Raw genomic sequence first — 15,328 nt, forward strand, 5'->3', positions numbered from 1 at the left:
GGAACTGCGCGACCAGCCCCAACGGTCCGCGGGCAAAGAACCGCCCTGGAACCCGCCCACCGAAGCGGAGCGCCTAGGCTCCGGCGCATGAACGAACGCATCGTGGTGGGCGCTGCCCTGTACGACGACCACGGCCGCCTGCTCGCCGCCAGACGCACCGCGCCGCCCGAGCTCGCCGGCGGCTGGGAGCTGCCCGGCGGCAAGGTCGAGCCCGGCGAGCGCTGCGAGGACGCGCTGCTGCGCGAGCTCCGCGAGGAACTGGGCGTCGAGGCGGAGCTGGCCGGACGGGTCCCGGGGCAGTGGCCGCTCGCCAAGGGGTACGCCCTGCGGGTCTGGGCCGCCCGCCTCGTCTCGGGCGAGCCCGAGCCCCTGGAGGACCACGACGAGCTGCGCTGGCTCGCCCCCGACGAGGTCTGGTCGGTGGACTGGCTGGCCGCGGACGTGCCCGCGGTCACGGCGGCGCTCGCCATGGCGCACGCCACGCACTGACCCCGCCTACGCCGTTCGTGCCACAGTGCGCCCCAGTACGCGGTAATCCCGCCGGGATATCGGGTATGTGCCCATTAACCCCATGAAACCGGACAGGTTCCCGGTGGGTTCCCGACAGGCTCCGCTTCTGGTCTGGAAGTGATCGGCGTGATCGACACCGAAGGCGACTGCGCCGAGTGGGACTTCCCCGCGGACCCCGGCGCCGTCCGTACCGCCCGCGCCGTCGTCCGCAAGCAGCTCGGCGACTGGGGTCTCGCGCCCCTCGGCGACGTCACCGTGTTGCTCGTGAGCGAGTTGGTGACCAACTCGCTGCGCCATGCCTCCGGGCCCATCGGCGTACGTCTCGTACGCCCCTCGACCCCCTCGGACACCCTCCTTGTGGAGGTGTCCGATCCGCTCCCCGACCCGCCCCTGGAGCGCGTCGCCGCCCCCGACGACGAGGGCGGCCGCGGCATCCAGCTGGTCGCGCGCTCCGCGCGGCGCTGGGGAACACGGCAGGGCCGCACGGGCAGGACGGGGAAGACGGTGTGGTTCGAGCTGGCGCTGCCGGGTTAGAAGACTGGCAGTGTGCGAGAGGCGTCCGGCACAAGGGCGGCACGGGCCAAAAAGCGTCGAGTCCGTGCTGTGATCGTGAACGCCGTGTGGTGCTGCACCGTAGTGCTGGATACTGCGGACAGCCGTATGCGGTGACCGGTGCCGGACGCGGTGAGCTGGAGGGGACGGTTCGCGTGAGCGAGATACCAGCGAAGGCGACGGAGCCCGAGGGGCCGTCGCGCGACGCGATGGCCGACGACTCGGGTGACGCCGGGTCGGACGGACCCGGCGACGCGGCGGCAGGCGGGCCCGGGGACGCCCTGGTCGACGAGACCTGGCAGAGCAACCCACCCGGTTCGATCTACGACTACATCAAGGTCGCCTCGTTCTCGATCGGCGCCGACGGCCTCGTCGACCAGTGGAGCGTCCGTGCGGAGCGCCTCTTCGGCGTCGCCGCCCACGACGCCGTGGGCAAGGACCCCATCGAGGCCTTCGTGCCGCCCGAGCTGCGGCCCGGCGGCCACCGCAAGATGGCCGAGATCCTCGACGGACGGGAGTGGACGGGTGTCGTCCCCTTCCGGGTGCCCGACGGGGAGGAGGCCGACGGGCCGGGGCGGGAAGGCCTCGCCGAGGTCTATGTGATGCCGACCGAGACGGAGGACGGCGAGCGGGCCGCGGTCTGCATCGTCGTCGACGTCCGCGCGCTCCGGCAGATCGAGACGGACCTCGCCGCCTCCCAGGCCATTTTCGGCCAATCTCCCTTCGGCTTCCTGCTGTTCGGCACGGACCTGAAGGTGCAGCGCGCCAACCGCCGCTTCGCCGACGTCTTCGGCGGCGGCGTCGAGGACCACCGCGGCCGCACCGTCCACGACTACCTGCCGCGCCACGAGGCCGACCGCATGTCCGCCGCCCTCAAGCGCGTCCTGCGGACCGGCGACTCCGTGACGGACATGCAGATAGTGGGACCCGCGCCCGGCAGCAGCGAGCGCCGGCACTGGTCGATCAACCTCTATCGCGTGCACAGCGGTTCGGGCCGCCCCATCGGCGTCGCGGGCCTCGGCACCGACGTCACCCGGCGGCACGCCGCCGCCCGCGAGGCCGCGCACGCCCGGCGCAACCTCGCGCTCCTGAACGAGGCCGGATCGCGCATCGGCAACTCCCTGGACCTGGAGACCACCGCCAGGGAACTGCTCGACGTCACTGTCCCCGGCTTCTGCGACCTCGCCTCCGTCGACCTGTACCAAGGCCTGCTCGACGGCGACGAGACCCCGCCGGGCCTGGCCGACGGCAGTGCGGAACTGCGCCGCGTGGCCTTCGCGAGCGCGGTCGCCGACGCCCCGTTCCCGGACGGCTCCGGGCCCATAGACGTCGGCGCGGTGCACCGCTTCGCGTTCTCCTCGCCGTGCGCCGACGCCCTGCGCGCCGCCAGACCCCGGCTGGTCACCGGCGCCGACAGCGCGTCCGCGAGCAGGCTCACCGGCGGACTCATCCAGTCGACGCTCGCCGTGCCGATGGTCGCCCACGACACCGTGGTCGGCCTCGCCCAGTTCTCCCGTACGAAGGGCAGCGAACCCTTCGGCGAGCGCGACCGTGCCCTCGCCGTCGAACTGGCCGCGCGGGCCGCCGTCTGCATCGACAACGCCCGCCTGTACCGCAGGGAGCACGAGCGCGCGCTGATACTGCAGCGCTCCCTGCTGCCGCCCGGCGACCCCGAGGCGTCCGGGCTCGACATCGCCTGCCGCTACCTGCCGGGCAACGCCGCCACGGAGGTCGGCGGCGACTGGTTCGACGTCATCGAACTGCCGGGCCACCGCACCGCCCTGGTCGTCGGCGACGTCATGGGCCGCGGCCTGCGCGCCGCCGTCGCCATGGGTGAACTGCGCACCGCCGTGCGTACCTTGGCGCTCCTGGACCTGGAGCCCGCCGAGGTGCTCTCCGCCCTGGACGAGGTCGCCCGCGGCCTCGGCAACCCCGCCGGACCCCAGCAGACCACCAGAGCGGCCCGCAAGGCCGCGGACGCGGACCTCAGCGAGGTCTACCTCGCCACGTGCGTCTACGCGGTCTACGACGCCGTCACCCGCCGCTGCACCTTCGCCAACGCGGGCCACCTGCCACCCGTCCTCGTCGAGCCCGGCGAATCCGCGCTCATGCTCGACGTACCCCCGGGCATGCCGCTCGGCGTCGGCGGCGAGCCCTTCGAGGACGTCGAGGTCGAACTCCCCGAGGGCGCCCTCCTCGCGCTCTACACCGACGGCCTGGTCGAATCCCGCGACCACCCGCTGGACGAGGGCCTCAACGCGTTCGTACGGGCCCTCAGCGACGCCCCGGCCGGCCTGGAGGACGTCTGCGACCACGTCCTGAACACCTTGGACACCCACCACGGAGAGGACGACATCGCGCTCCTGATGGCGCGCGTCGAGGGCCTGCCCGCCGAGCACGTCGGCGACTGGGAGCTGCCGCGCGACCCCAAGTCGGTGGGCCGCGCCCGCGAACTGGCCTGCGACCAGCTGCGCGCCTGGGACCTGGAGCGGCTCTGCGACACGGCGGAACTGCTGGTCAGCGAGCTCGTCACCAACGCCCTGCGCTATGGCGAGGGCGAGATCAGACTGCGTCTCCTGCTCGACCGCACCCTGGTGTGCGAGGTGTGGGACGGCGGCTTCGTCCAGCCGCGCCGCCGCCGTGCGCGCGACACCGACGAGGGCGGGCGCGGTCTCCAGCTGGTCGGACTGCTCAGCGCCGCGTGGGGCTCGCGCAGGACACCGCGCGGCAAGACGGTCTGGTTCGAACTCGCGCTGCCCGACGGGGAGTCCGAGCCGATGGACGCGGCGGAGGCGCTGCTCAGCCTGTTCTGAACCGCCGTTGCCCGCGGCTCAGGGGGCGTGCCGAGGGCAGCGGGCGGTCTTGCCCCGCCGCCGCGGCGCCGGCCGGGTTCGGCCGGCGCTCCGTGCGCGAGGCACGGCCGCGCCTCGTCCGAGGCCTGCCGACTGCGGCGCCTGCGCCGCTCACGTGGTCGCCTTGAGGGCGGCGAGGCGGGCCTCGACCTCCGCCGCGTCGCCCAGGGCGTCCAGCTCCTCGAACTGCGCGTCGAGCGAGGACGCGGCGAGTTCCTGCTTGCCCAGGGCCCGCGCCTCCTCGCGGCGCACCTTCTCCTCGAAGCGGCTCAGCTCGCTGGTCGGGTCGAGGACGTCGATGCTCCGGGCCGCGTCCACCATCTGGTTCTGCGCCTGCGCGGTCCTGGCGCGGGCCACCAACTGGTCGCGTCTGGACTCCAGGTCCGCCAGTTTCCCCTTCATCCGGTCGAGCCCCGACCTCAGCTTGTCCACGATCTCGGTCTGCGAGGCGATCGTCGGCTCGGCCTCCTCGGCCTCCTTCTCGGAGCGCAGCTGCCGCCCGAGCGCGACCTTGGCGAGCCGGTCGAACTTGTCGGCCTCCGTGGCGTTCCCGTCGGCGCGCAGCTCGTCGGCCTTCCTGCTCGCGGCGAGCGCCTTGGTGCCCCACTCGGCGGCCGTGTCCTGGTCGTCCCTGTGGTCCTGCTCCAGCATCCGCAGATGGCCGATGGTGGTCGCGACCGCCTCCTCGGCCTCCTTGATGTTGTCCGTGTAGTCGCGGATCAGCTGGTCGAGCATCTTCTGCGGGTCCTCGGCCTGGTCGAGGAGCGCGTTGATGTTCGCCCTGGCCAGCTGGGCGACGCGGCCGAGGATGGTCTGCTTGGTCATGAGGGCCACTTCCTTGTACGAGGGTTCGTGAGGGACGTACGAAAGTCGCTGCCGGGGAGCGCGGGCGCTCAGAATCTGCCGCCCCCGCCCCGCCGTCCCCGCGTCTCCCCGCCGCCGAAGCTGCCGGGGCTGCCGCCGCCGAAACCGCCCCCTCCGTAGCCGCCCCCTCCGTAGCCGCCCCCTCCGTAGCCACCGCCTCCGCGGCCCCTGCCTCCGAAGAGCTCGCCGAGGATGATGCCGCCGAGGACCGCGCCGCCCATGCCGCCGCCCCGGCCGCCGCCTCCGCCCAGGCCTCCGTAGGGGTTGCCGTAGCCGCGTACGTCACGCTCGGCGAGCTGCTGCGCCTGCCGGGCCAGGGAGTCCGCCTGCCGGGCCTCGGCGAGCGCGGCGGTGGCGTCGCCGTCCTGGGCGGCCTGAGCCTGCGCGAGGTGGCGCCCTGCCTCGGCGAGGCGGGTCCTTGCCTCGCTGCCGACGGCGCCGCGGTGCGTGGTGACGTAGTCCGTGGCGGCCCCGACGGCGCTGCGCGCGGTGAGCAGGGCCTGGGAGAGCAGGGCGCGGGAGCGCCGGTCGCCCGCCTCCCGCTCGCGCGCGCCCGCGAGGGCCTCGTCGAGCGCGGCGTCGGCCTCCTCGACGCGGCGCAGGGCGTCGATGGGGTCGTAGGGTCCCGCGGACGTCTGCTTGCGCACCTCGGCGACCACCGCCTCCGCGCGGGCGACACGGCCCCGCAGACCGGCCGTGGAGACGCCTTCCGCGGTGCCGTCGAGGAGGCCGTGCGCGTCGGCGAGGTCGGCCTCGGACTCGGCGAGCGCGCCCGGCAGCTTCTCGGCGGCCAGCGCGAGCTCGTCGGCGAGCCGGTCGACGGCGTCCACGAACGTGCCCGCCTGGTCGACGGCGCCCTCGGCGGCGCGCAGATGCACCGCGGCCGCGCCGCTCTCGCCGGTGTCCACGGACTGCCGGGCCCGGTTGAGGTGCGTGGTGGCGAAGACGAGCCGGTCCTTGGCCTGCTCGACATGGCCGAGCACGGCCGCCGACGCGGTGGGCGCGTAGGCCGCGCGCAGGCGGGCGAGGGTTTCTTCGGCGGCTCCGGTGCGCCCGGCGACCTGGCGGAACACCGTCTCGGCGTGCTCCAGGGCCTGCGGGGCGTTCTTCTCCAGGGCGCGCAGCTCGTCGAAGCCCGCGGTCTCCGCGTCCAGACGGCGGCCCGCCTCCGTGCAGCGCGCGACGATCTCGTCCAGCATGCGGCGTCTGGTCGCGTCGTCCTCGGGACGGGCGTCGTCGAGCTCCTGCCGCAGCCGGAACGCCGCGGTCAGCTCCGACCGCGCGTAGCCGAGCGCGTCGCTGAAGGGCTTGACCGCGTCCTCGCCGAACTGGGCGGTGGCGAAGCCGAGTTCCTCGGTGCTGGTGCGGACCGCGTCGTCGGTCTCCACGAGGATGCGGCGGGCCTGCTCGTCGAGGTCGGGGAGAGGTGTGAGGTCCCTGCCGGATGTCTGTCCCCGGCCGCCTCCCGGAGTCGTGCGGGTGGTGGCCCGCTTCCTGCGCCGCTTGTACGCGACCGTCGCGGCGACCCCTGCCGCGCCCGCCGCCAGCACGGGGAGCACCAGATCACCGGCCACGGAGTCGTCGCCGGCGCCGGGGTCGGCCGGTCCCGGGGTGATCGAGGGCGTCGGCACGGGCCGTCCCGCGAGGACCGCGCGGTAGCCGTCCGCGGCGCCGATCGCGGCCCCCGCCCAGTCGTTCTCGCGCAGGGCGGGCCTGATCGCGGTGGTGGCCACGTCCTTGAGCTGGGCCTGGGTCAGCCGCGAACCGTCGTCCACGGAGTAGGCGAACTGCCGGTCGTGGGTGGCGACGGCGAGCAGGACGTCGTCGATGCCGAGGCCGCCCCGCTCGGCGGTGGCGTCCGCCCAGCTCTGCGCGGAGCGGCCGGAGAAGTCACGTACGTAGACGACGAAGAGCTGCACGCCCCGGTCGTCGTAGAGCCGGTCGAGGGCCTTCACCACGGCGTCCTCGCGGTCCCCGAGGGCGCCCGCCTTGTCGGTGATCTGGCCGGTGCGGGAGAGCGTGACGGGGTCGTCGGCCGCGGCGGGCGGGGCGCACAGCAGCGGGAACCAGGCGAGCAGCGCGGCCACCGCGGCCGCGGCTGCCCGCGCGGCTATGTGCGAGGGCGGCGTCACATTTGGGAGCGTATGACCCTACTGGGGGTGCCGCGACCTGGAGCGGGGCCTGGTTGATCGGTTGCCCGGCAACTTCGGGCTGTGCCCACCCGTTCCGCCGTGCGGAACGCCTGCCCACAGCAGGAACGGCTTGCAGCCGCCCGCCGGCCCCAGCCGCGAACAGCCCCTCACCCCGCGAACTCCACCTCCGGGTACCGCACCGACGGGGCGTCCAGCAGCCCGCCGTCCTCCCCCTTCAACCAGCGGTCGAAGAACGCGCCCACATACGCCCGCTGCGCCGCGACCGCCCGCCCCGGATCCACCGTGCCGATGTGCTCCTCCCGCACCTTCTCGTCCACCCCCGCCTGCGGAAGCAGTACCGGCAGGTCCGTGTACGTCTGGTGCAGGGAACCCCGCAGTGTCAGGTTCCGCTTCCAGCCCGTGCTGTGGGACCAGAACGAGCGCCACGACGGCTCCGTCACCCGGTCGCTGCCCTCGCGGCCCATCAGCAGGAAGGGACGGTCGAGGCCGTGCCTCGCGACCGGCATCAGGTTCGTGCCGTTCGGCTCCGGGTTGAACTCCAGCGTGCCGTCCAGGTCGACGCCCGCCCTCACCCGCCGGTCCTCGTACATCGTCTGGGCCGCCGCGATCCCGCCCGCGGACTGCCCGAACATGCCCACGCGCCGCCGGTCGACCACCTTCGACAGACCGTGCGGCAGCGAACCGAGGCTGTCCAGGACGAACCGCGAGTCGGCGACCCTGACGTCCAGCGTCTTCTTGAGCAGCTCCGTGATCGTGCCGTTCCGCTCCGCCTCCGCCAGCGCCTCACGCAGCGGCCCGTCGTCCCTCACCGAGCCGTCGGGGAACTGCACACCGGAGGTCTCGTAGGTGTGGTCGACGGTCACCACGACGTAGCCGCGGCTCGCCATCTCCTCGACCAGGGCCGTGCCCCAGGTGCGCGGGTCGCCCGAACCCGCCGCGTACACGAGGACGGGCCGCCGCCCGCCGCGCGTGTCGGCAGGGGCCCCCTCCCGCGCGTGCGTCCGCGTGGCCGCGAAGTCGACCGCGCCCTTCGGGATGCCGTGGGGCGCGGTGGCGTCCCAGCGCTGGGCGGCGCCGGATGCCATGTAGCGGGCGAGGCGGTGCTCCTCGCCGGATCCGCCCGAGCCCTCCGCGCCACCCGCCGCCGGATACCAGATGCCGACCATCAGCTCGCGGTACGGCCGCGATGCCACCCACGGGTCGTGCCGCGACCGGTCGACGAGCCGAGCGGACACGGTGCCGATCGCGTACGGGCCCGTGGGCGCGGGCAGTTGGGCGCGGACACCGGAGGCGTGTGCCCGCGCCGTGGGATGGGCCTGCGCCGTCGCGGAGAGGGGCAGCAGGCCCGCCACGAGACCGGCGGCGGCGATCCCCAGCAACGTACGACGCCTCAAGGCGGAGGAGGCCACGGAGGGCGCCGCGGAGGAAGCCGTGCAAGAAGCCGTGGAAGAAGCCGTGGAGGAAGTCATGCCTCCATGCTGATCGTCACCGGCCCGCCGCGACCATGGAGGAAATCAGGGAAATCCCCGCTGGGGGATAACCCCCACCCCGCTAGTCCCCCCGCCGCCGGATCTTGTTCCCGAGCCACACCAGCGGGTCGTACTTCCGGTCGACCGCCCTCTCCTTCAAGGGAATCAACGCGTTGTCCGTGATCTTGATCCCCTCGGGACAGACCTCCGTACAGCACTTGGTGATGTTGCAGTAGCCGAGCCCGTGCTTGTCCTGCGCGGTCCGCTTCCTGTCGAGGCCGGACTCCGCCGCCGCGTCCAGCGGATGCATGTCCAGCTCGGCGACCCGCATCAGGAACCGGGGACCGGCGAAGGCGCCCTTGTTCTCCTCGTGGTCGCGCACCACATGGCACGTGTCCTGGCACAGGAAGCACTCGATGCACTTGCGGAACTCCTGCGAGCGGTCCACGTCCGTCTGCTGCATGCGGTACTCGCCGGGCCCGAGATCCTCGGGCGGCACGAACGCGGGGACCTCGCGCGCCTTGGTGTAGTTGAAGCCGACGTCCGTCACCAGGTCCCGCACCACGGGGAAGGCCCGCAGCGGCGTCACCGTGATGACCTCGTCGCGCCCGAAGACCGACATCCGCGTCATGCACATCAGCCGCGGCCGCCCGTTGATCTCCGCGGAGCACGAACCGCACTTGCCCGCCTTGCAGTTCCAGCGCACCGCGAGGTCGGGCGCCTGGGTGGCCTGGAGCCGGTGGATGATGTCGAGGACGACCTCGCCCTCGTTGACCTCGACCTCGAAGTCCGCCAGGTCGCCGCCGTCCACGTCCCCGCGCCAGACCTTGAATTGCGCGTCGTACGAACTCACTCGTACAGCTCCTCTTCAGCCAGGTACTTGACCAGCTCCTCCTTCTCGAAGAGGGCGAGCAGGTCCGGGCGGATGGGCTCGGTCTCCACACGTACGAGATCGATCTGGCCACGCACGGGATCCGTGGCCGCCAACCCGCCCGAGGGATCGGCCAGTTGGCACAGCAGATTGGTGCGGCGCCACGCGCGGTCCATGGCGGGATGGTCCTCGCGGGTGTGGCCGCCGCGGCTCTCCGTGCGCTCCAGGGCGGCCCGCGCGACGCACTCGCTGACCAGGAGCATGTTCCGCAGGTCGAGCGCGAGGTGCCAGCCCGGGTTGAACTGGCGGTGCCCCTCCACCCCGGCGCGCCGTGCCCGCACCCGCAGTTCGGCGAGTTTCTCCAGGGCCTGCTCCATCTCGGCCTCGCGGCGGATGATGCCGACGAGGTCGTTCATGGTCTGCTGCAGTTCCTGGTGCAGGGTGTACGGATTCTCGGGCGTCGCCCCGTCCTCGGGGCCCTCGGCGCTGAACGGCCGCAGCGCCTCGGCGGCCGCGGTGTCGATCTGCACCTCGTCCACCGTCGGCCGCACGGCGAGCCCCGCGGCGTACCGCGCGGCGTGCAGTCCGGCGCGCCGCCCGAACACCAGCAGGTCGGAGAGCGAGTTGCCGCCGAGCCGGTTGGAGCCGTGCATGCCGCCCGCGACCTCGCCCGCGGCGTAGAGCCCCGCGACGCGGCGCGCGGCCGCGGTGTCGGAGTCGACCGCGATGCCGCCCATCACGTAGTGACAGGTGGGCCCGACCTCCATCGCCTCGGCGGTGATGTCGACGTCCGCGAGCTCCTTGAACTGGTGGTACATGGAGGGGAGCCGGCGCTTGATGACCTCGGCGGGCATGCGCGTCGACACGTCGAGGAAGACGCCGCCGTGCGGCGAGCCGCGGCCCGCCTTGACCTCGGCGTTGATGGCGCGCGCGACCTCGTCACGGGGCAGCAGCTCGGGGGGCCTGCGGTTGTGGTCCGGGTCGTCGTACCAGCGGTCGCCCTCGTCCTCCGACTGCGCGTACTTCTCCTTGAAGACGTCGGGGACGTAGTCGAACATGAACCGCTTGCCCTCGGAGTTCCGCAGGACTCCGCCGTCGCCGCGCACGGACTCGGTGACGAGGATGCCCTTGACCGACGGCGGCCAGACCATGCCGGTCGGGTGGAACTGCACGAACTCCATGTTCAGCAGGGGCGCTCCGGCGAGCAGCGCGAGCGCGTGGCCGTCGCCGGTGTACTCCCAGGAGTTCGACGTCACCTTGAAGGACTTGCCGATGCCGCCGGTCGCGAGGACCACGCCGGGCGCTTCGAGTACGAAGAAGCGGCCCGACTCACGGTCGTAGCAGAAGGCCCCGCAGACCCGTCCGCCCTCGCCGAAGTCGGTGTCCTCCTCCTTCAACACCCGGGTGACGGTGCACTCCTGAAAGACCTTCAGACGCGCCTCGTAGTCCCCGAACTCCTTGAAGTCCTCCTGCTGCAGCGAGACGATCTTCTGCTGGAGCGTACGGATCAGTTCGAGCCCGGTGCGGTCGCCCACGTGCGCGAGGCGCGGGTACTCGTGCCCGCCGAAGTTGCGCTGCGAGATCCGCCCGTCCGGCGTCCGGTCGAACAGGGCGCCCCAGGTCTCCAACTCCCAGACCCGGTCGGGTGCTTCGCGCGCGTGCAGCTCGGCCATCCGCCACTGGTTGAGGAACTTCCCGCCGCGCAGCGTGTCGCGGAAGTGGACCTGCCAGTTGTCACCGGAGTTCACATTGCCCATGGAGGCCGCGATGCCGCCCTCGGCCATCACCGTGTGGGCCTTGCCGAACAGGGACTTGCAGATCACGGCCGTCCGGGCGCCCTGCTCCCGGGCCTCGATGGCGGCCCGCAGCCCGGCGCCGCCCGCCCCCACCACGACGACGTCCCACTGCTGTCGCTCCACTTGAGACATTCAGAACAACCTCGGATCGTCGAAGGCGCCGGACGCGATCAGGTACACGTAGAAGTCGGCGAGTGCCACGCTCACCAACGAGGCCCAGGCGAGCAGCATGTGACGGGCGTTCAGCTTCCCCGCCCACTGCCACATGCGGTACCGCACCGGATGCTTGGAGAAGTGCTTCAGCTTGCCCCCGACGATGTGCCGGCAGGAGTGGCAGGAGAGCGTGTACGCCCAGATCAGCACGATGTTGACGAGGAACACGAGCGTGCCGAGCCCCATGTGGCCCCACTCGTAGTGCTCGTCGCGGAAGGCCAGGACGGTGTCGTACGTGAGGATGCCCGCGACCGGCACGGCGGCGTAGAAGAAGTACCGGTGGATGTTCTGCAGGACGAGCGGGAAGCGGGTCTCGCCCGAGTACTTCTTGTGGGGCTCCGCCACCGCGCAGGCGGGAGGCGACGCCCAGAAGCCGCGGTAATACGCCTTGCGGTAGTAGTAGCAGGTCAGTCGGAAGCCGAGCGGGAAGATCAGGATGAGCAGCGCGGGGGACAGGCCCCACCAGCTCCCGAAGATCTCCCAGTTGGGTCCGGACCGCATCGGCTCGCAGTTCTCGGCCAGGCACGGCGAGTAGAACGGCGAGACGTAGGGCGCCTGGTAGTAGTCCGTGTTCGCGAAGGCCCGCCAGGTCGAGTAGACGACGAAGGCGAGCAGCCCGGCGGCGGTCGCCGCGGGCGCCAGCCACCAGCGGTCGGTCCGCAGATGGGCAGCGGTGATGGCGGCGCGTGTGCCGTCACGCACGCCGCCGGGGGCCGGTCCGCTCTTCGGTTGGGGTTCCGTGCCGGTGGCCAACGAGGCTCCACTCCTTCGTCCTCGGGCAGGGGAGGGTTTCCGGGTCGTGGCTCAGCGGGGCGCGCGCCAGGGGCGCGGTCCCCGAAGCGCGGTCAGGGCGCGTGGCGGTCGTGTGCGCCGAGGCCCTCGTCGTCGACGTCCCCGGCGCCCGCCCACAGCGCGCTGTCGTACGGCGTGTCGGGGATGGTCACGAGATCGGGCCGGTGCTCCTCGTGGGGCGCCGGTGGCGGGGCCGCCGCACGCAGCAGGGCGACGCTCTCGCGCAGGTGGTCGGTGTCGGTGCGCACCCGGCGTACGTCGACGTCGGCTATCCGGTCGCCGGCCTGCTGCTCCAGCCTTCCGACGGTGCGGACCAAGTCGTCCACGCAGCGCTGAACGGCCGTCAATTCGTCGTGCAGAGCCATGACTTGCCCTCACTTCGGGGGTGCGGTGGCAACGCTCATGCGCCTGCGAGTGTCGCGCGTCACATCCCGGCTTGTGAAGAGATCTGCACCGATTACCGGATCGAGGACGGTGAATGCGCCGGATCACGCGCCGATCGCGCCGACCTCGACCGACGGTGACCGTCCCCGACCGCCCTCGACCGCGGGCCCCGGCCGCCGCCGACCGCGGGCCCCGGCCGCCCTGGATCGCGGCGTCTGACCGCCGGCCGCGCCCGTGCGCGCCCCCTGTTGGGCCGCACGAGTGGGATATGGGCGCCCCCGCGTCGCGCCTCCACCGCGCGAGGCCTCACATCGCCTTGAGTGGGGCGATAGATGTGATCAGCTCCATATACCGCCAAACGTGATCAAACCCGGCCCGGTCCTGGCAGCGGGCGGCCGGGCGAGCCCCGGACCCCGGAGGTACCAGCCATGTCCCACCACGTCAGAGTCAGATCTGTCGTGTTCCTCGCGACGGGGGTGCTGGCTCTGCCCGCCCTCGCCGGATGCAGCTCGAACGACGAGGCCGGCCGGCCGACCGCGGGCCAGGACGTCGCGCCCGCGGCCCGGGACCTGGTCGCCGACGGCGGGACCGTGAAGTGGGCGGTCGACGCGCTGCCCGAGACCCTCAACACCTTCCAGTCCGACGCCGACGCGGGGACCGCGCGCGTCGCGGGCGCCGTCCTGCCGTCCCTGTTCCGCCTCGACGCGCAGGGCAGGACGCAGCCCGACACCGACTTCCTGGAGTCGGCGAAGGTCGTCGAGCGCGAGCCCAGGCAGGTCGTCCTGTACAAGCTCAACCAGCAGGCGGTGTGGAGCGACGGCCGGGAGATCGGCGCCGACGACTTCGCCGCGCAGTGGCGGGCCCTGTCCGGCAAGGACACCGCGTACTGGACGGCGCGGAACGCCGGCTACGACCGGATCGAGAAGATCGAGCGCGGCGCGAACAACCTGGAGGTGCGGGTCACCTTCGCCAAGCCGTACGCGGACTGGCGCTCCCTCTTCTCGCCGCTGTACCCCAAGCAGGTCATGGGCAGCCCCGACTCCTTCAACGACGGCGCCCGCCGCAGGCTGAAGGTGACCGCGGGCCCCTTCGCGCTCGCCGACGTCGACCGCACGGCGGGCGATGTGACGTTGGAGCGCAGCCCGCGCTGGTGGGGCCGGCCGGCCAAGCTCGACAAGCTCGTGCTGCACGAGGTGGCGCGCGAGGACCGGGCCGAGGCGCTCGCCGACGGCGAGGTCGACCTGGCCGAGATCGACTCGGCCGAGGCGGACCGGATCGCCCTGGCCGCCCGCGACAAGGGGGCGCGGGGGCCGCTCACCCACGGCCCCGGCTCGCAGCTCACCCCCGGCAAGGCGCTGCGCTCCTGGGCGATCGCCAACGGCTCCGACGAGGAGGCCGCCGAGGCCGAGATCGAGGCCCGCGCCGCAACGCGCAAGGCGGTCAGGAAGTACGAGAAGGAACAGTCGGGCCTGCGCGGCTACGTGGTCCGCAAGTCCCTGGAGCCCGCCTACACCCAGCTGGCACTCAACGGCTCCGAGGGCCCCCTCGCCGACGACCGGGTGCGCCGCGCGGTGGCCCGCGCCCTGAACCGCGAGGAGCTCGCGAAGACCGTCCTCGGACCCCTCGGCCTGCCCGCCGAGCCGGTCGGCAGCCATCTCGCCCTCGCCGGACAGCAGGCGTACGCGGACAACAGCGGGGCGCTCGGCGAGCAGGACACCGCCGAGGCGCGGGCGCTGCTCGCGGACGCGGGCTGGGCGCCCGGGACCGGGAAGACCGGGAAGACCGGGCAGAAGGACAAGAAGGAGAAGACGGCGGGCGGCGAGGCCGCTGCGAAGAAGGCCGGCCAGGACTCCGAGGAGGAGTCGTCGGACGACGGCACCTACATCGTCGGCGAGGACGACGGGAAGCCCGGCGGCAACGGCACCTCGGTGCTCGCCCCGGCCCCCGCGGCCGCCTACCAGCGCGCCGCGCTGACCCGCCAGGCCGACGTGCTCGGGCTGCCCGGCGAGGCCGACAAGGAGAAGAAGAAGGACCCGGGCGGCCACGCCAAGCAGCACGCCGACAAGCACGCGGGCTCCAAGGACCAGGCCAGGGGCGGCGCCCCCGGCGCGTACGCACCCAAGGGGACCGCCGCACCCGCCGCGGCCGCGGGCCCGCTCGCCAAGGACGGCAAGCCCCTCACCCTGCGCTTCGTGCTGCCCTCCGGGGACGGCTCGGAGCCGCTGCGCGCGGTGGCCGACCGCATCTCGCGGATGCTGGAGAAGATCGGGGTGCGCACGGAGACGGCGAAGGTCTCCGACGACAGCTACTTCAAGGACCACATCGCGTCCGGCCAGTACGACCTCGCGCTCTACTCCTGGCCCGCCTCGGCCTTCCCGGCCACCGACGCCCGCCCGATCTTCGCCAAGCCGGTCCCGGCCGCGGACGGCTCGCTGAACGTCGAGCAGAACTACACGCGCGTCGGCACGGACCACATCGACCAGCTCTTCGACCAGGCGGTCGGCGAGCTGGACGAGGAGACCGCGCGCTCCCTGGTCAGGAAGGCGGACGCCCGCATCTGGGCCGAGGCGGGCTCCATCCCCCTCTACCAGCGCCCCCAGCTGATGGCCGCCCGCCCGAACCTGGCCAACGCCGGAGCCTTCGGATTCCAGGCCCCGCACTACGAGGACATCGGCTTCCTGAAGCCGGACGCGAAGGCCTCCAAGGCCCCCGCGGCGGACTGACGCTCAGATCCTGCTCAACTCCCTTGCCCGTCGGCCACCCCGGCGGGCAAGCTCGTATCCACCCATTGACCTGCTGTTTCCCCAGAGTTCCCGAGGCTTTCCGCACCCCTGCGCAGCCCCCGCGGAGGCTGCCTCCGCCGCGGACACGT

At 72.8% G+C, this 15,328-nt stretch carries 11 protein-coding genes; 4 read left to right on the forward strand and 7 right to left on the reverse strand.

Annotation, left to right across the window (positions count from 1 at the left end; genetic code table 11):
• Window positions 1–87 precede the first annotated feature (87 nt).
• From ACZ4D5_RS19560 to ACZ4D5_RS19570, 3 genes are all read left to right on the forward strand, one after another.
• Entirely contained in the window at window positions 88–489 is a 402-nt protein-coding gene (locus tag ACZ4D5_RS19560; RefSeq protein ID WP_467773628.1) for a (deoxy)nucleoside triphosphate pyrophosphohydrolase, read from the forward strand.
• Window positions 490–627: 138 nt separating this feature from the next.
• Window positions 628–1,044 (forward strand): ATP-binding protein, encoded by a 417-nt coding sequence (locus ACZ4D5_RS19565; RefSeq protein WP_467773629.1) that lies wholly within the window; start codon window positions 628–630, stop codon window positions 1,042–1,044.
• Between the two features lie 173 nt (window positions 1,045–1,217).
• The gene (locus tag ACZ4D5_RS19570; protein ID WP_467773630.1) at window positions 1,218–3,875 is read left to right on the forward strand and encodes a SpoIIE family protein phosphatase; all 2,658 of its coding nucleotides are present in this window, start codon (window positions 1,218–1,220) and stop codon (window positions 3,873–3,875) included.
• A 150-nt stretch (window positions 3,876–4,025) separates the two neighbouring features.
• Here the strand turns inward: ACZ4D5_RS19570 and ACZ4D5_RS19575 are convergent, their stop codons facing one another.
• The 7 genes from ACZ4D5_RS19575 to ACZ4D5_RS19605 all read right to left on the reverse strand — a co-directional run bounded on the left by ACZ4D5_RS19575 (window position 4,026) and on the right by ACZ4D5_RS19605 (window position 12,437).
• The gene (locus ACZ4D5_RS19575) at window positions 4,026–4,739 is read right to left on the reverse strand and encodes a PspA/IM30 family protein (protein ID WP_467773631.1); all 714 of its coding nucleotides are present in this window, start codon (window positions 4,737–4,739) and stop codon (window positions 4,026–4,028) included.
• Window positions 4,740–4,807: 68 nt separating this feature from the next.
• Window positions 4,808–6,910 (reverse strand): TPM domain-containing protein, encoded by a 2,103-nt coding sequence (locus ACZ4D5_RS19580; RefSeq protein ID WP_467773632.1) that lies wholly within the window; start codon window positions 6,908–6,910, stop codon window positions 4,808–4,810.
• Window positions 6,911–7,077: 167 nt separating this feature from the next.
• The gene (locus ACZ4D5_RS19585; RefSeq protein ID WP_467773633.1) at window positions 7,078–8,325 is read right to left on the reverse strand and encodes an alpha/beta hydrolase family protein; all 1,248 of its coding nucleotides are present in this window, start codon (window positions 8,323–8,325) and stop codon (window positions 7,078–7,080) included.
• A gap of 157 nt (window positions 8,326–8,482) precedes the next feature.
• Entirely contained in the window at window positions 8,483–9,253 is a 771-nt protein-coding gene (locus tag ACZ4D5_RS19590) for a succinate dehydrogenase/fumarate reductase iron-sulfur subunit (RefSeq protein WP_467773634.1), read from the reverse strand.
• Complete coding sequence (locus ACZ4D5_RS19595; protein ID WP_467773635.1) at window positions 9,250–11,199, reverse strand: fumarate reductase/succinate dehydrogenase flavoprotein subunit; 1,950 nt, start codon at window positions 11,197–11,199, stop codon at window positions 9,250–9,252. Before ACZ4D5_RS19595 ends, ACZ4D5_RS19590 begins: the two co-directional genes overlap by 4 nt.
• Window positions 11,200–12,033 (reverse strand): hypothetical protein, encoded by an 834-nt coding sequence (locus ACZ4D5_RS19600; RefSeq protein WP_467773636.1) that lies wholly within the window; start codon window positions 12,031–12,033, stop codon window positions 11,200–11,202.
• A 92-nt stretch (window positions 12,034–12,125) separates the two neighbouring features.
• On the reverse strand, window positions 12,126–12,437 hold the full coding sequence (locus tag ACZ4D5_RS19605) for a hypothetical protein (RefSeq protein ID WP_467773637.1): 312 nt from the start codon (window positions 12,435–12,437) through the stop codon (window positions 12,126–12,128).
• A gap of 447 nt (window positions 12,438–12,884) precedes the next feature.
• Between ACZ4D5_RS19605 and ACZ4D5_RS19610 the strand changes: the two genes are divergently transcribed.
• A complete protein-coding gene (locus tag ACZ4D5_RS19610) occupies window positions 12,885–15,179 on the forward strand; it encodes an ABC transporter family substrate-binding protein (protein ID WP_467773638.1) in 2,295 nt (764 codons plus the stop codon).
• The last annotated feature ends 149 nt before the right edge of the window (window positions 15,180–15,328 follow it).

It is taken from the genome of Streptomyces sp. NPDC025651, assembly GCF_055558735.1.